This is a genomic window from Acetobacter tropicalis (assembly GCF_030644465.1).
In the GTDB taxonomy this organism is placed as follows: Bacteria; Pseudomonadota; Alphaproteobacteria; order Acetobacterales; family Acetobacteraceae; genus Acetobacter; species Acetobacter tropicalis.
Map to the genome: position 1 here is coordinate 525624 of NZ_JAUYUW010000001.1, position 17054 is coordinate 542677.

The 17054-nt window shown below is 61.6% G+C and carries 13 protein-coding genes; 10 read left to right on the forward strand and 3 right to left on the reverse strand.

Annotation, left to right across the window (positions count from 1 at the left end; genetic code table 11):
* Window positions 1-160: 160 nt before the first annotated feature.
* Complete coding sequence (zapE, locus tag QWU00_RS02340) at window positions 161-1354, reverse strand: cell division protein ZapE (RefSeq protein ID WP_035379346.1); 1194 nt, start codon at window positions 1352-1354, stop codon at window positions 161-163.
* A gap of 131 nt (window positions 1355-1485) precedes the next feature.
* Here zapE and QWU00_RS02345 point away from each other — a divergent pair, with 131 nt between their 5' ends.
* Window positions 1486-1824, forward strand: coding sequence for a carboxymuconolactone decarboxylase family protein (locus QWU00_RS02345; protein ID WP_035379348.1), 339 nt, complete (start codon window positions 1486-1488; stop codon window positions 1822-1824).
* 80 nt (window positions 1825-1904) lie between these two features.
* Here QWU00_RS02345 and QWU00_RS02350 read toward each other — a convergent pair whose 3' ends face one another.
* Complete coding sequence (locus tag QWU00_RS02350; protein ID WP_081939013.1) at window positions 1905-4127, reverse strand: ComEC/Rec2 family competence protein; 2223 nt, start codon at window positions 4125-4127, stop codon at window positions 1905-1907.
* Entirely contained in the window at window positions 4124-4282 is a 159-nt protein-coding gene (locus tag QWU00_RS02355; protein WP_156105407.1) for a hypothetical protein, read from the reverse strand. The genes QWU00_RS02350 and QWU00_RS02355 overlap by 4 nt, the downstream gene beginning before the upstream one ends.
* On the opposite strand from QWU00_RS02355, the gene gltX reads away from it, so the two are divergent.
* From gltX to QWU00_RS02400, 9 genes are read left to right on the forward strand one after another with little or no spacing between them, the layout of a single operon-like run.
* Window positions 4281-5687 (forward strand): glutamate--tRNA ligase, encoded by a 1407-nt coding sequence (gene gltX / locus QWU00_RS02360; protein ID WP_035379349.1) that lies wholly within the window; start codon window positions 4281-4283, stop codon window positions 5685-5687. The two genes, QWU00_RS02355 and gltX, sit on opposite strands and share 2 nt — an antisense overlap.
* Window positions 5680-6621 carry an aspartate carbamoyltransferase catalytic subunit gene (locus QWU00_RS02365; protein WP_035379351.1) on the forward strand — a complete coding sequence of 314 codons (942 nt, stop codon included), beginning with the start codon at window positions 5680-5682 and terminating at the stop codon, window positions 6619-6621. The genes gltX and QWU00_RS02365 overlap by 8 nt, the downstream gene beginning before the upstream one ends.
* Window positions 6618-7910: a dihydroorotase gene (locus tag QWU00_RS02370; protein WP_035379353.1), complete on the forward strand. Its 1293-nt coding sequence runs from the start codon at window positions 6618-6620 to the stop codon at window positions 7908-7910. Before QWU00_RS02365 ends, QWU00_RS02370 begins: the two co-directional genes overlap by 4 nt.
* Entirely contained in the window at window positions 7910-8551 is a 642-nt protein-coding gene (gene plsY, locus QWU00_RS02375; protein ID WP_081939022.1) for a glycerol-3-phosphate 1-O-acyltransferase PlsY, read from the forward strand. Before QWU00_RS02370 ends, plsY begins: the two co-directional genes overlap by 1 nt.
* A gap of 10 nt (window positions 8552-8561) precedes the next feature.
* On the forward strand, window positions 8562-9779 hold the full coding sequence (dprA, locus tag QWU00_RS02380) for a DNA-processing protein DprA (protein ID WP_035379358.1): 1218 nt from the start codon (window positions 8562-8564) through the stop codon (window positions 9777-9779).
* Between the two features lie 32 nt (window positions 9780-9811).
* Window positions 9812-12508: a type I DNA topoisomerase gene (gene topA / locus QWU00_RS02385; RefSeq protein WP_035379360.1), complete on the forward strand. Its 2697-nt coding sequence runs from the start codon at window positions 9812-9814 to the stop codon at window positions 12506-12508.
* Between the two features lie 6 nt (window positions 12509-12514).
* A complete protein-coding gene (locus tag QWU00_RS02390; RefSeq protein WP_035379362.1) occupies window positions 12515-14824 on the forward strand; it encodes an RNB domain-containing ribonuclease in 2310 nt (769 codons plus the stop codon).
* The gene (locus QWU00_RS02395) at window positions 14814-16676 is read left to right on the forward strand and encodes a S41 family peptidase (protein WP_035379363.1); all 1863 of its coding nucleotides are present in this window, start codon (window positions 14814-14816) and stop codon (window positions 16674-16676) included. Before QWU00_RS02390 ends, QWU00_RS02395 begins: the two co-directional genes overlap by 11 nt.
* The gene (locus QWU00_RS02400; RefSeq protein ID WP_035379364.1) at window positions 16673-17011 is read left to right on the forward strand and encodes a DUF1491 family protein; all 339 of its coding nucleotides are present in this window, start codon (window positions 16673-16675) and stop codon (window positions 17009-17011) included. The genes QWU00_RS02395 and QWU00_RS02400 overlap by 4 nt, the downstream gene beginning before the upstream one ends.
* Window positions 17012-17054 lie beyond the last annotated feature (43 nt).

The following is a 17054-nucleotide window of genomic DNA, read 5'->3' on the forward strand; positions in this document are numbered from 1 at the left end:
CTGTCCGGGCAGAAAGGAAGATGGTGCGCTACCTGTGGGTATCGGTTCGTTTCCCATTCCTGCCCTCACATTCGTTTTTCTTCGGCTGGAGGTCTCTCTCCGCCAGCCGCACTGTGATTTTGCTAGACCGCGCCTGCGGCAGGAACAAGAGAGCCGGCTGTCACGCTCTAGAGAGCCGATGCGCCGCCTGTGCTGCCTTGGCACCCTGCTCCAGCCAGCTTTCACTACTCATCTCAGCAAGACGTGATGCCGTACGGGCAAAGGCATCCGCCCCTTCCCCCGTTGTGAACAACTGGTCCGGGGTAGCGGCAGCCGAGGCAAAAAGCAGATTTCCGTTGTCGTACAAGGCGTCAATCAACGTTATGAAGCGGCGGGCGAGGTTGGCTTCGTCCTGTCCCATTTTGGGAATGTCATCTATGACCAGCACCGTGAACTGTTTCGCCAGGGCCAGATAGTCATTCGGGCCGCGTGGTTTTCCACACAAAGAGTTGAAATCAAAGCGCGCCACCGGGCCTGCTGCCTGATCCACCTCAAACGTGCGGCCACTGAACTCCAGCGTGACAGGTTTGGGCTGCTCGCCCTCCGCGTAGCGGGCAAAAATCTCGTCCAATCGGGCTTTTGCCTGTGCATCGGCAGGCACGATCCATGTCTCGCGGTCCTGCTGGCGACCACGCCGGTAATCCCGTGGCGAATCAAGCTCCACGGTGTCCAGCTCACGCTTGATGATGGCGATAAAGGGCTTGAACGCATCAGCACCCGGGCGGTTCTGAAACAACTCACCCGGTTCCGTGTTGGACGTGGCAACGATCACCACACCATCGGCAAACAGGGCCTCGAACAGACGCCCCAGAATCATGGCGTCCGCAATGTCATTCACCTGAAATTCGTCAAAGCACAAAAGATGAGCACGGGCGGCAAGCGCCTTGGCCAGTGGCGGGATGGGGTCCGTCATGCCCGGGTTGGCGGCTTTAAGGTCATGCAGCTTCTGGTGCACATCCTGCATGAAACGCAGAAAATGGATGCGTTCCTTCAGTTTGACCGGCGCGCAACTGTAGAACAGGTCCATCACCATGGTTTTGCCACGGCCCACCCGGCCCACAATATACAGCCCGCGTGGGCGCTGGGGCGGTGGCGGCGGCTTGATACGGCGCGCAAGCCCGGCCAGCAGCCCCTTGGGTGGGGGCGGCGGAGGCTGCATGGTGCTCAGCTCATGCCACAACTGGTCCAGCCGCTTGATAACGCGGGCCTGATCCGGATCGCTCTTCAGTTCACCCGCAGCGATACGCTGCTGATAAACCGCCAGAGGCCCCTGCCCTGACAAAGCCGAGGCCTTATTCATGCTCATATCGTTCATACCTTACGCCGATAGCTGGGGGGCGGACTGCTCCGCAAGAGCGTAAGGCTCTCCTAACCGTGTCGTGACAGACTCTGCCCGTTCTGATGCAGTCTAGCCTGTTATTTTCACAAAAGCAGGAGTGCATCATTGTGACCGACTGGAATGCCTATCGCGCCCATCTGGGTCAGAGCGTAAAAGTGCTGGCAAAGCTTTCTCCCAACACGCTGGAAGGCTTGCAGAAGCTGGAAACGGTTGCGCCAGAACACAAACACCTGGACGACAAGACGCGGGAACTGATCTCACTTGCCGTGGCTGTAACAACCCGGTGTGACGGCTGCATTTCCGTCCATACGGTTGCGGCCAAAAAAGCAGGCGCCAGCAAGGAAGAAATTGCCGAGGCGCTGGGCGTAGCCGTGGCCCTGAACGCCGGAGCGGCCCTTGTCTATTCCAGCCGCGCGCTGGATGCGTTTGACACCGTGAAAGACTAAGCCTCCGCCTGCCTTCAGAAAGCCTTCTGGTTTTCAAAAAAGCAAGCCATTCCGCCCACCCCCTTGCGCCCCTCCTTCCCTTATTCAGAAGGCGCAAGGGGCAGGTTGGGCATGCCGTGCCCTCCGGGTTTCATCACCCAAGGGCGTGCGCCCCGCACGGCGCGATCTGTCACGACGCGCACGCCATGCTTTTCCAGATACACAGCCTGCGCTCCTTCCCGCCATGCGGAGAAGCGATCCAGCCTGCGCGCATTGGGGCAGGAGTCGCGCAGGGGCGCGCTGCTGATCACCACATCCATGTCAGCGCACAGAGCGTCAGTCAGACGCGCCATGCCATCGGTTTTATCCACGACCCGCAGCAACGCCATTCGCCCGTTTTTGCTGACAAAACAGATATCCAGATCTCCATCTTCCCCACAACTGAGCACACCGTCAGGGGTCTGCCCCTTTACAGGAAACGGTTCAGGCACACGCGCAAAAGCCTGCGCCCATGCGGCCTGCACAGCCGCGGAATCCCGCGAACGACCAGCAACCAGCAGATGGCCGCCATCCCGCACCGCCATCAGCCCACCGTCCGGGCTGATCAGAACATCCGGCTGAACCAGCAATAATGGGGAGAGCATACCTAGCGCTACAGGCACCACGCCCCACAATCGCCAGCGCTGCCGCCATAAACACAGCCAGCAGAGCCCCAGCAACACGGCCCCAAGCCCCCATGTGGGCATGTGCGGCACGCTCATCCGTGCGGCAGGCAATCGGGCAACCCCATGCGCCATGGAAAGCACCAGGTCTACTCCCCACCCCATGGGGGTCAGTGCCATCGCTTCCAGATGAAGCGGCATCAGCAGCAGGGCCAGCAGCCCGAGCGGCATGATCCACACCGCCATCAGGGGCACGGCCAGCAAATTGGCGAGCACAAAAAAAGGCTGGATCTGGCCAAAATGCGCCATAACGATGGGCAACGTTGCCAGCCCGGCCAGCAGGCTGGTGAGCGCCAGCGCGATGAGATGGCATACCAGCCAGTGCGCCATACCCGTTGCCCGCGCCCGATACCCGGCAAACCATGGCCCCAGAGCCTCATAACCGGCAACAAGCGCCATAACGGCGGCGAAGGACATCTGGAACGCCACGCCCAGCAGTTCCTCCGGCATGATCGGCAGCAGAAGCGTGGCAGCCAAAGCCAGCCCCCGCATAGACACAACGCGCCTGCCCACTGCTATGCCCAGCACAGCGATTGACGCCATGATCAAACTGCGGATGACGGGCAGATGCAGCCCGGTCAGCATGGCGTATCCGGCCCCGCCCACCAACGCCAGCAAAGCGGACAGTGCCTTGCAGGGCCAACGCAGGGCAGCCCATTCCCACAGGGCGAACCCAAGCCGGAAAAGCCCCATCAGCAAGCCCATCACCAAGCCCAGATGCAGCCCCGCCACAGCCAGAAGATGCGCCAGACCAGACGCTGCAAAATCCTCCCGCACAGCGCGCGGCACACTGGCGCTTTCTCCCGTCAGCACGGTGGAGGCCACCGCTCCCACGGCTCCCGGCAGCACCGCACGAATACGGGTATCCAGCGTTTCCCGCAAAGGTTCGAGAACCGTGACAATCCAGCCTCTCTGACGAGAGGATACACTGAGACGCTCAACCGGATTCAAAGCCCGGCCATACCCGGCGCTGTTGGCAAACCATGCCTCCCGCTGAAGGTCTCTCCCGCCGGGGAATGCAGGAAACGGCGGCGGCATCAGCATGACCCGCACCCACACTTCATCACCGGGGGCCAGATCCCCCATATCGTCGGGCTTCAGTTTCACGCGCAGGGTGCGCTTCAGGGGCAGCATGTCCGCATCCAGCGGGGTCTCGAACCGGGCGTTCGCCAGCACAACCATGCGGCCAGGCACAGCGCCATCCCGCCCCGCTACTGCGGCCATACTCTGCACCGTGCCCGTTATCTCCACAGCCCGACGCGGCAGTTCCGGCATGGGCAAATGCCGATGCGTTGAAAGCCATGCCGCCAGAAACCCCACAGCAACCGCGAGGCAGCCACCCGCCACTATGCGCCCCCACACACTCTGCCAGCCGCGCCACAGCCCCAACAAAGCCGCCCCAATGCAGAGCATGGGCAAAGCGACCCCACCCCATACGGAAGGCTCCTGCCGCAACCCGAAATACCCCGCTACGCCCAGCGCCATGCCAACAGGCACCCACAGCACCAGCCGCCTCTGCTCCGCCAGCAAAAGGGCCGTCACGGCGGTAAGAAGATCACTTTTGAGGAACACGATTGTTTTGCGCAGGGAGGCCTCCTTCAAAACGGAGCATCCGGCATCAGTGCCCTGTGCGGCATGAAGCCAGCACCCGGAACAGCCATGCACCCTCCGGGCAGGCCACGTGCGCAGACTGACGCACCGGAACGCTCAAGACCATATGGCTCCCCGCGCCCGTGCGTGATAAGGAAGCGCCTCATGACGAAAATCCGCACACGTTTTGCCCCGAGTCCGACAGGCCTGCTGCATATCGGCAACGCCCGCGCGGCCCTGTTCAATTTTCTCTTTGCCCGTCATCACGGCGGCGAGTTCCTCCTGCGTATCGAGGATACCGACCGTGAGCGTTCCACCCAACAGGCAGTAGACGTTATTTTTGACGGGCTGGCCTGGATGGGCATTACGGCGGATGAAGAACCCGTTTTCCAGTCCACCCGCCAACCCCGCCATACGGAAGTGGCGCTGGAGCTACTGGAAAAAGGTCTGGCCTACAAATGCTACTGCACGCCTGAAGAGCTGAAGCAGATGCGTGAGGACGCCATGAAAAATGGCAAACCCCCACGCTATAATGGCATGTGGCGTGACCGTGATCCCTCAGAAGCTCCAGCCGGAGCCCCCTACGCCGTGCGCATCAAGGCCCCGCGTGAAGGGGAAACCGTGATTGAAGATCTGGTGCAGGGCGAAGTGCGCGTTGCCAATGCGGAACTGGATGACATGATCATCCTGCGCTCCGACGGCACCCCCACCTACCAGCATGCCGTGGTGGTGGATGATCATGACATGGACATTACGCACGTGATTCGTGGCGATGACCATCTGACCAATACCTTCCGTCAGGCCATGATCTACCGCGCCATGGGCTGGGATCTGCCCCGCTTTGCCCATCTGCCGCTTATTCATGGGCCGGATGGAGCCAAGCTGTCCAAACGGCACGGCGCGCAGTCCGTGGTGGAATTCCGCGATGAAGGCTATCTGCCGGAAGCCCTGTGCAACTACCTGCTGCGTCTGGGCTGGGGCCATGGCGATGCGGAAATCCTCTCCCGTGAGGAACAGATCAAGCTGTTTGATCTGGACGGCGTCGGTCGCTCCCCCTCCCGCATGGATTACGCCAAGCTGCTGCACATCAACGCTGTATGGCTGCGTCAGGCCGATGATGACCGCCTGACCAATGATGTGATGGACCGCCTGAAAGCTGTGGACGGCGTTGCAACGGACGAGACCACCCGCGCCCGTGTGCTGGCCCTGATGCCCGGCCTGAAGGAACGCGCACGCACGCTGGTTGAACTGGCGGACAGTGCTGCCTTCCTTGGCCGCCATGTCCCGCTGCCCTTCAACGCCAAGGCGGAAAAACTGCTGACACCGGAAGCCCGCACCATTCTGGATGGTCTGGCGCGTGAACTGGCCGCCGTGCCGGACTTCACACCGGAAGAAATTGACGCCGCCCTGCGCCACTTTGCCGAGCGTGAAGGCCATAAGCTGGGGCAGGTTGCGCAGCCGCTTCGCGCTGCCGTAACCGGGTCCAACACCTCACCGGGGATCGACGCGACCCTCTTTGCCCTTGGCAAGGATGAAACGCTGGCCCGTATCGGAGCCGTGCTCAATGGCTAGCTTTTCCGGCCGTCACACACAGCATCTGCTCGGACTGGAAGGCATGACGCCCAATCAGATCGAGCCGTTGCTTGATCTGGCCGAAAGCTATGCCCTGCTGAACCGCTCCCGCAAGGTCCCGCGCGATGTGCTGCGGGGCCGCACGCTGATCAACCTGTTTTTTGAAGACAGCACCCGCACCCGTACCTCCTTCGAGCTTGCGGGCAAGCGGCTGGGCGCGGATGTGATCAACATGTCCGTGGCGCAGTCTTCCGTAAACAAGGGCGAAACGCTGCTGGACACTGCGGCCACCCTCAATGCCATGCAGGCGGATCTGCTGGTGGTACGGCATGCGCAGTCGGGCGCACCGGCCCTGCTGGCGCAGAAGGTGGAAGCATGTGTGGTAAACGCGGGTGATGGCACGCACGAGCACCCTACACAGGCATTGCTGGATGCCCTGACCATCCGCCGTCATTGCGGCCATCTGGCAGGGCTGACGGTAGCCATCTGCGGCGATGTCGCCCATTCCCGCGTGGCGCGCTCCAATATCCATCTGCTCACCACCATGGGCAGCCGTGTGCGCGTGGTCGGCCCGCCTACTTTGGTGCCGGGGGCCATCCGCCATCTGGGGGTGGATATTTTCCACACCATGGAAGAAGGCCTGCGCGGTGTGGATGTGGTGATGATGCTACGCCTGCAACGCGAACGCATGTCTTCCGGCCTTATTCCCAGCGCGCGTGAATATTTCCGTTTCTACGGGCTGGATAACCGGCGGCTGGCGCTGGCCAAACCCAAGGCACTGGTCATGCACCCCGGCCCCATGAACCGGGGTGTGGAAATTGACAGTCAGGTCGCTGATTCAGACCAGAGCGTGATTCAGGAACAGGTTGAAATGGGCGTGGCCGTGCGTATGGCCGTGCTTGATCGGCTGACCCGCAGCAGGCACTCCGTATGAGCACCCTTCTTTTTGAAAACGTCCGCCTTCTGGACCCTTCCTCCGGGCTGGATGAACCCGGCCGCCTGCTGGTCCGCGATGGCGTTGTTGACGCCACGGACAAAGCCGGAGCCGAAGGCACGCCTGAAGACGCGCAGGTTATCAATGGTCAGGGCGCGGTTCTGTGCCCCGGCCTTGTGGACATGCGCGTTGAAATTGGTGAGCCCGGCCACGAATATCGTGAAACCATCGCCTCTGCCGCCCGTGCGGCCTCGGCTGGCGGCATCACCACCATTGCCATTCTGCCAACCTGCGAGCCCGCCATTGATAACCCCGCACTGGTGCGTCTGCTCCGCACCCGTGGGGAGGAAACCGGCGCCATTACCATTCTGCCCTACGGCGCACTGACCAAAGGCTGCAAGGGGCAGGAACTGGCGGAAATCGGCCTGCTGCATGAAGCCGGAGCCGTGGCCTTTACCGATGGCGCCCGTGCCATAGACCCCGCCAAACTGATGCGGCTGGCGCTGTCTTATGCTGGCGGGTTCGGAGCCATGGTGGTGCAGCACCCGGAAGAGCCTTCTCTGGCCGGTTCCGGCTGCGCCACGGCGGGAGAACTGGCCACCCGCCTTGGTCTGCCCGGTATCCCCCCGGTGGCGGAAGCCATCATGATTGCCCGTGATATCCGTCTGGCGGAACTGACGGGCGGACGGTTGCATTTTGGTCATGTCTCGACCGGGGAAGGCGTAAACCTGATCCGTCAGGCCAAGGCGCGCGGCCTGAATGTGACGTGTGACACCGCCCCTCCTTATTTTGACCTGAACGAAAACGCGATTGGTGACTTCCGCACCTACGCCAAGTTCTCGCCCCCTCTGCGGGCGGAAGAAGACCGCTTAGCAATCTGCGCTGCGTTGGCCGATGGCACCATTGACGCCATAGCGTCCGACCATCTGCCGCGCGATGCGGATGATAAGCGGCTACCTTTTGCGCAGGCCGCAACAGGCGGCACCGGCATGGTGACCCTGCTGGGCGTAACACTGGCCCGCGTTCATGATGGCACACTCACCCTTCCGCAGGCCATTGCCCTTCTGACCCACAAGCCTGCCGCTCTGCTTGGCACCTCGGCTGGCACCCTCGCCAAAGGGGCCGCGGCTGATCTGTGCCTGTTTGCACCGGAACAAAGCTGGCTGGTGGCAGCGGGTAAATTACCGGGCCGGGCCCAGAACACACCGTTCGATGGCCGCCCACTGGAAGGCCGTGTTCTCGGCACATGGAAAGCCGGGCGGCGCGTGTATGAGGCTACCAGCGCATGATGGAAACCCTGCCGTCCTACGCGCTGTGGCTTATGGCTGCCATGGCTTTCCTGGGGTACGTGCTGGGAAGCGTTCCCTTTGGGCTGATCCTGACCAATCTGGCCGGTGCGGGGGATCTGCGCAAAATCGGGTCTGGCAATATCGGGGCCACCAACGTGCTGCGCACAGGCCGCAAGGACCTTGCCGCCGCCACGCTGGGGTTGGATGCCGCCAAGGGACTTCTGGCGGTTCTGATCGCATGGATCATGACCCCGCCAGACTTTGCAGACCGCATTACCTCCGTCACCGCATTGGCGGTGGTTGTGGGCCATTGTTATCCCATTTTCCTTGGGTTCAAGGGCGGCAAAGGCGTCGCAACCGGGTTGGGCGCCATGCTCGCCCTTTCTCCGCTCACGGGGCTGGCGGGTTGCGCTGCGTGGCTGGGCATTGCACGGCTTACCCGCATTTCCTCTGCCGGAGCCATTGCCGCCTTTATTGTCATGCCGGTGGTAAACTGGGCGCTTTATGGGTTCAGCTTTCAGGCATCCCCCAAGCCCATGGCTACGTTGCTGATCAGCATTCTGGTGCTGGCGCGGCATCACGCCAACATTGGCCGTATTCTGAACGGCACCGAACCACGGGTTGCGCCAAAACAGAAATGACGGCGCGCGTATGACCTCTCTGGCCGCCTGCCTGCGCCTGGCCCGGACCGATTCGGTAGGGCCGCGCACATGGCGGCGGCTGGTGGAACGCTACCAAACCCCGGAAGCAGCGCTGGACGCCCTGCCCCATCTGCCCGCCCGCAACGGGCGCACTCAACTTATCCCTCCATCACCCGCGCACATTGAGGCGGAAATAGACGCCACCCTGAAAATAGGGGGCCAGTTTCTGACTCTGCTCGACGCCACTTACTCTCCCTTGCTGCGCGCCTGTCCTGATGCACCGCCTGTTATCAGTGTGTTGGGAGATGCCTCCTGCCTGAACAAACCGGGGGTGGGGCTGGTAGGCGCACGGAATGCCTCGGCCCACGGCGTCAGACTGGCGGAAAGTCTGGCCACCGAACTGGCTGAAGCTGGGCTGGTGGTTATTTCCGGATTAGCGCGCGGCATAGATCGTGCGGCCCATATGGGGGCGTTACACCGGCACGGCCTGACCATTGCCGCCATTGCGGGCGGGCTGGACTGCCCCTACCCCCGTGAAAATGCCGCCCTTCATGCTGAAATTGCAGAAAAAGGTGTGCTGGTTACAGAAGCGCCCTTAGGCACCACACCCACGGCCCGCCATTTTCCACGCCGCAACCGCCTGATTGCTGGGCTGGGGCTAGGCTGTGTTGTGGTGGAGGCTGCGTCCCATTCCGGCACCCTGATTACTGCTCGGCTGGTTGTGGATTATGGCCGCGAACTGTTTGCCGTGCCCGGCTCACCGCTTGATTCGCGCTGCCGAGGCAGCAACAATCTGCTGCGCCAGGGTGCCATTCTGACCGAAAGCGTAGCGGATATCCTGCCCAATCTGCCCGCCATTCCTGCATGCCCTGAAAAAAACCCTCCCCTCTTCCCCACGCAACCCGACCCGGTGCAGGAAGGGAGTGTAAAAAAGGGATCAACTGCACAAAAGCAGAACAAATCCGCCATTCAAAGCGCATTTTCCCTGCCTCTTCCCGCACCAGCAGAACGCTCCGGCGGGGCACCAGTCAGCCCCGAAAACGTGCGGGAAAAAGTGCTTGATCTTCTCTCCTTTACGCCCATACCGGTTGACGATCTTGTTAGGCACTGCCAGTTCTCAGCTTCCACTGTCTTGACCGTGCTCACGGAACTTGAGCTTTCCGGCTGCGTAGACTCCCTCCCCGGTGGGCGGATTGTTCTGGCAGCACCGCATGGAAAAGACGGCTGATCAAGTGCTGCTTCCGGCAGGTCGGAGAGAGTATGACTGACGTTGTGGTGGTCGAGTCGCCCGCAAAGGCGAAAACGATCAACAAATATCTTGGCGATGGCTACACCGTGCTGGCCTCCTTTGGGCATGTACGCGATTTGCCGCCCAAAGATGGTTCCGTGCGCCCGGACGAAGGCTTTGCCATGTCCTGGCAGTCTGATGAGCGTGGCACCAAGCAGGTTGCCGCCATCATCAAGGCTTTGCGGGGCGCCAAGCACCTCTATCTGGCCACTGACCCGGACCGTGAAGGCGAGGCTATTTCCTGGCACGTCCGGTCCATGCTGGAAGAAAAGAAAGCCCTGAAAGGGGTGGAGGTGCAGCGCGTCACCTTCAACGAGATCACCAAAAGCGCCATCAAATACGCTATGGCGCACCCGCGTGAGCTCGATTTCCCGTTGATCGAAGCCTATCTGGCCCGCCGCGCGCTGGATTATCTGGTGGGGTTCACGCTTTCTCCCGTACTGTGGCGCAAGCTGCCGGGCTCCCGCAGTGCGGGCCGCGTGCAGTCCGTCGCCCTGCGGCTGATCTGCGAGCGTGAGGCGGAAATTGAAGTTTTCCAGCCGCGTGAATACTGGACCGTTACCGCATCCCTCACCACGCCTTCTGGTGCACCATTTACAGCCCGGCTGACACATCTGGACGGCAAGAAGCTTGACCAGTTTGATCTGGCCAACGCCGAACTTGCCGAAGCTGCCCGCAAGGCTGTGGAAGCCGAAAACCTATCCGTCAAATCTGTTGAGCGGCGGAAGGTGCGGCGTAATCCGCAGCCGCCTTTCACTACCTCCACCTTGCAGCAGGAAGCCTCCCGCAAGCTGGGCATGGGTGCGCAGGTTACCATGCGCACAGCCCAGCAGCTTTATGAAGGCATTGATCTGGGCGGAGAAACCGTTGGTCTGATCACCTATATGCGAACCGATGGTGTGCAGATGGCTGGAGAAGCCATCGGGGCCATTCGCTCCCACATTGGCAAGCATATTGGTGAAAACTACGTTCCGGCGCAGCCGCGCCATTACACATCCAAAGCCAAAAACGCGCAGGAAGCGCATGAAGCCATTCGCCCGACGGATGTCTTCCGTACGCCGTCCTCCGTTGCCTCCCACCTGACGCAGGACCAGCGCCGCCTGTATGAACTGATCTGGAAACGCGCGGTGGCCAGCCAGATGGAATCCGCAGCCCTTGATCAGGTTGCGGTGGATATTGCAGGCCCCTCCGGCAAAACCGTGCTGCGCGCCAATGGCTCCATCATTACGTTTGATGGCTTCCTGCGCCTTTATACGGAAGGGCGGGATGACAGTGACAAACCGGCGGATGATGAATCCCGCATGCTGCCCCCCATGCAGGAGCGTGACCCGCTCAAGCGTGAGGATGTAAAGGCCGATCAGCATTTCACGCAGCCGCCGCCGCGTTTCTCGGAAGCCTCGCTGGTCAAGAAAATGGAAGAAATCGGCATTGGCCGCCCTTCCACTTACGCTTCCATTCTCACCGTGCTGCGTGACCGCAATTACGTCACGCTGGAAAACCGGCGCTTTGTGCCGGAAGCCCGCGGGCGGTTGGTCACGGCGTTTCTTGTCTCGTTCTTTGAACGCTATGTGGACACCAAGTTCACCGCCAGCCTTGAAGAACTGCTGGATGATATTTCTGGCGGCCGTGCGGAATGGAAGCAGGTTCTGGCCTCCTTCTGGCACGATTTCTCCAAGGCGGTAGATGACACCAAGGAACTGACCATCACCGATGTGCTGAACGCACTGGATCAGGATCTTGGCCCGTTCTTCTTCCCGCCGCGCCCGGACGGGTCTGACCCACGCCACTGCACGGCCTGCGGCACGGGGCGACTTGGGCTGAAGCTGGGGCGTTATGGCGCGTTCATTGGCTGCTCCAACTATCCTGAGTGCCAGTACACCCGCCGCCTTTCTGCTGACAGTGCAGAAGACGGTGACGGCAGCAGCGCGCTGAAGGACGGTATGCGCGTTCTGGGTCAACACCCCGAAACGGGCGAGGATATCACCGTGCGTCAGGGCCCATGGGGCCTGTATGTGCAGCAGGGTGAACCAGACCCGGAGGACAAGAAAGCCAAACCCAAGCGTGCCTCCCTGCCCAAAGGGCTGGATGGAGAAAAGGTCACGCTTGATCAGGCCGTGGGCTTGCTCTCGCTGCCACGTCTGGTTGGCATTCATCCTGAAACAGGAGAACCCATTCAGGCCGGACTGGGGCGCTTTGGCCCGTTTGTGAAAATGGGCGCGGTCTATGGGTCTCTGGATAAGGACGATGATGTTCTGACCATCGGCCTGAACCGGGCTGTGGATGCGCTGGCCAAAAAACTGGCCTCCATCCGTACGCTGGGCAACCACCCCAAGGATCAGGAACCCGTTATGGTGCGCAAGGGCCGGTTTGGCCCCTATGTGCAGCATGGACAGATTGTTGCGACCCTTCCCCGTGGCACGGATATGGACGCCGTTACGCTGGATGAGGCAGTGGCGTTACTGGCTGAAAAAGGCAAACCCCTGAAAGCCAAAGGGGGGGCGGCCAAGAAGAAGACCGCAGCCAAAAGCACCACCAAGGCCGCACCGAAAAAAACCGCCACCAAAAAGACAGCAAAAACCGCTGAGGGTGAGGCTGCTCCTGCCAAGGAGAAGAAAGCAGCGCCCAAAAAACCACGCGCCACCACCACACGGAAGAAAAAGGCGGAGTAGCCCATCATGCCCAAGGGCATCGGGGCCTCGGCCCTGCCCGGGCATGAGGTCATTCGCCAGTTTCTGGAAGCAGGCAGCGCTCCCGTAGGGCCTACGGACATTCTGCGGGCGCTCGGCTTGCCTGCGCGCCTGAAGGCGGCCCTCCGTGCAACGCTGCATGATATGGCGCTGGCGGGTGATCTGGCCTGCCTGCCACCGGGTCGCCTGAAAGGCGTGACTGGTCTGCCTGAAACCGTGCGGGCAACCCTGACCCGCCTCCGATCAGACGGGCAGGCTTACGCCTCTCAGCCCGATCATCCCGGCACCTCCATTCTACTGACAGCAACCCTGCCAGATGGCACATTGCTTCTCCCGGGCGATGAGGTCATTGCCCGCTTGCGGCCTCGCCTCTCCCTGCGCGGCAGACGGGAAGGGCGCCCCCTGCGCCTGATTTCCGCCGCTCCACGCTGTTTTCCCGCAACCGTGCAGGCAGCTTCCACACAGCCGGGTAAAGAAGCCCAAACGCATACCCACCCGCCTCGCACTTCAGATGGCGGAAGCCTTGCCGCCCTCCAAACGGCGCAGCAAGAATCAGCCATTGCCCCCTCCCTTGATACGTCGGGGCGGAGCCAACAAACAATCAGGCTCGTCCCATGTGATCGCCGATTCGATCTGGTGCTTCACACCGTTTCTGAACCTCTTGCGCCTGATACGGTGGTACTGGCTGAAATGCGGCCACAGCAGGCCGGAAAGCCACCGGAAGCCCATATCCGCTCCGTTCTGGGGCCTGTGGATGCGCCGGGCATGGCCGCCCGACTCGCTGTTCTTACGCACCCCATGCCCACCGCGTTCTCACCGGAAGCGGAGACAGAAGCGCATCTTCTGGCATCCCGTCCCGTTGATGCAGAGGCCGCAGCCTCCACCTTCACAGGCACAGGCACAGGCACAGGCACAGGCACAGGCACAGGCACAGGCACAGGCACCACGTCCTCTACCCCTGATATTCCGCGCAAGTTACCGGCTCACCCATCTGGTCGCCGGGATCTGCGCAGCATTCCGCTTGTCACGATTGATGAGGAAACGGCGCAGGACTTTGATGACGCCATCTGGGCGGAACGCACGGATGATGGTTTTCACATCCTCATCGCCATTGCGGATGTCGCCCATTATGTCCGTCCTGGTTCGGCACTGGATCAGGAAGCCAGAAATCGGGGCAATTCGGTCTATCTGCCCGGGCAGGTGGTGCCCATGTTGCCGCTGGCGCTTTCTGCTGGGCTGTGCTCGCTCAAACCGGGAGAAGACCGGCTGTGTGTTTATATTGATCTGCAGATCACGCCCCAAGGGCAACGGATATCAGGCACGTTAGGACGAGGTTTGATGCGCAGCGCCGCACGCCTGACCTATCAGGCCGTGCAGGCAGCCCTTGAGCCTTCTCCTCAGCCAGCCTCTTCCTCATCGTCTCCCCTGCCCGCCGGGTCAGACGCCTCTTCTTCTCTCCCGCCAGATCTGCTGCCAACCCTTATGGCCGCCGCCCAAGCCTTGCGGCAGACGCAGTCACCTCAGGCGGCGGACGTCACGCCAGAAGAGGAGTTTGTGGTCACACTGGACGCCCAAGACCTCCCCACCGCCTTTACCCCCCGGCAGCGACTGCCTGCACATGAGCTTGTGGCCAGTTTCATGATTGCAGCAAACGGCTTTGCCGCGGAGGAACTGGACCGCCGCATGGCCCCGGGGCTGTTCCGGGTGCATCCGGCACCATCCCACACTATGGGGCTGTGTCGCCAGATGGCGCGCTATGCCCCGCGCCCTGCGTGGCATGATGGGCTGAGGCTTGCCTGTTATACCCATTTCACCAGCCCCATCCGCCGATATGCGGATCTGGTGAATCACCGCGCCCTACTGGCAACACTGGAGCCGTTTAACACCACGCCGCAGACCGGTAGCGAATCAGACACCCTTTCAACTCGTGCGGCGCATGCTCTGGCCGGGCATCTGCATCTTGCAGAGCGCCGTGCTTCTTCTGCCACACAAGCGTGCTATAATCGGTTAGCAGCCCTCTTCTTGCGGCCTTTTATCGGCCAGATCCTGCATGCACGTGTAACCGGAACAACACGGACCGGCGCTACCGTGACATTGACGAAAACCGGAACTCCGTCTTTCCTTTTTTCAAGCGCCTTGCCGGATGAATTACGGATGAATGACGACTCGCCTACCCCATGCACAAGCTTACCCTCTGAAGCCGCGCTTCAGGTGGGCGCTGTGGTGCCTGTTGTCCTGATCTCAACCAATCCGGCGCAAGGCACGCTTGATCTGGCTCTTGCCCGCAATGCGCGCTGAAGCAGCCTTACGCCTTGTGCCACCCATACGCCGGGTGCTGCCCTGTGTTCTGATTGCCACATTACTGGTGTGCCAACCCGTGCCGCTTAAAGCACAGTCAGGCAACACTCCCCCCCGGCCAGACACACTCCCCTCCGCTCAGCCGGATGCACAGAAAGCCGCCCAACCTGCACAAGCGCCGACGGCACCAGCCGCTGCCAGTGCGGCACAGGCAGCCTCTTCTTCAGGCCCTTCCAACACCACGGTAACAAGTGCGGCCAACACGCAGGAAGACGCACATGCCGTCCAGCCGGAAGCCGGAGCCGGGACGGAGGCCCCGCCGAAGCAGGCGGCTTCCGCCTTGCCTGATGCTGTTCAGCCCCCTCCCGCCGCGCCCCCGCTGGATATGCCGCTTGTGCATTCCGTGATTGCGACCGCGCTGGAGTTCCTTGGCCCGCGCACACTTGAACAGCATTCCAGCCGAGACTTCGCACTATGGGGGCTTGGAAGCCTGACCGCACTGGATCCCACGCTGGCCCTCGATTCCCGAGGCGCTGATATCCGCCTGCTGTCCGGACAGACACCCCTGCTCACGCGCCCTGCCCCCGCCGCCCAAAACGATGAGGCATGGGCTCAACTTGCGGTGGATTTCATGGCCGCAGCCCGTGACCATTCAGAAGGTGTGCGCACCGCCACACGGGAAGAACTGGTGCAAGCTTTTTTTGATGAACTGTTCAACCATCTGGACCCCTACTCCCGCTATATCGGCCCGTCCTCCGCCACAACGGACCGCGAGGCCCGCGTAGGAGGAGAAGCGGATGCCGGTATCACGCTGGCCCGCAAGGGACGGGATATCGTCATTTCCGCCGTCAATGCCAACGGACCCGCATGGTCGGCTGAGGTAGATACCGGGGACAAACTTCTGGCGGTCAATAACCGGCTGACGGCGGGGCAATCAGTAGAGACCGTCACCAACTGGTTGCGTGGTGAGGAAGATTCCCGCGTCACATTGCGGTTGCTCTCGCCCGGGCGGCGCAGGGGACATACGGTTGTACTACACCGCGCCAAAGTGCCGCCAGAAACCGTGTTCGCCTTCGCCAGCGGATCTCTGGTGGTGCTGCGCGTAACGGCATTTTCCTCTGATACAGCCGAGGAAATGAGCCAGTATCTGGATCAGGCCACGCAAGACCCCGGCCTGAAGGGGCTGATTATTGATCTGCGCGGCAACCGGGGCGGCGTGCTGCAACAGGCTGTAACCGCCGCCGCCCTGCTGCTGGACCGCGGCGTGGCGGCCGTCACCGATGGGCGAGACGCGCAAGCCAACCATATCTGGGCTGTTCAGGGTGGAGACATGACGAACGGTCTCCCTATTGCCATTCTGGTGGATGGGCGAACGGCAAGTGCCGCCGAAATTCTGGCTGCCGCCTTGGCCGACCACAAGCGTGCGGTTGTAATCGGCAGCTCTACACTGGGCAAAGGGCTGGTGCAGACCGTGGCGCAGTTGCCTGATGAAGGGGAGTTGTTTGTGACATGGAGCCGCGTGATCGCGCCGCTGCATTGGCCGTTGCAGGGGCTGGGTGTCATGCCGCAGATCTGCACCAGTCTTGGTGAAGCGGACAGCACACGCCAGATGCATGACCTTGCCCATGGCCAGCTTGATAACCAGCCTGCCGTGCAGGCCTCCCGCGCGGCGCGTTTTCCGCTGCCGGTCTCGCGCATTCTGACTATCCGCAAGGCCTGCCCGGCCGCATTGGGCAGCGATCGGGACCTGACGGTGGCGCGTTCCTTACTGGAAAACAAGGCGTGGTACGCCACGGCCCTTTCCGCCATACCCGATGACCCCGCCGCCATGCCCACTACGATACGCGAATGACCAGTTCCCGCCTGCGTTCTGATTTTGTGGCACGCGCCATCCTGCGCCAGAGCGCGCAGGATGGGCGCTCCGCCATGCTGCTGCGCAAGGGAGACCCGGATGCTGGAAGTATTTTAGTCCTTTTGCAGGAACGGGATGGCTCTACTGTTGTTCTCAGCCAGACAAGAACAGCAGAAGGCGAGGCCGCGTGGCTTCGTGCATCAGGTGAAACACCGCTTACGCCAGAAGAAACGGCCCTCTATATTGAACGCCAGACACGTTTTGATCCGGATATCTGGGTGCTGGAACTTGAAGCCCCCGGATTCAGACCTCCGTTTGAAGCAACTCTGGTCTGAAATAACCTGAAGGATGTGTGACTTATGTCACACGCAGAGCGGC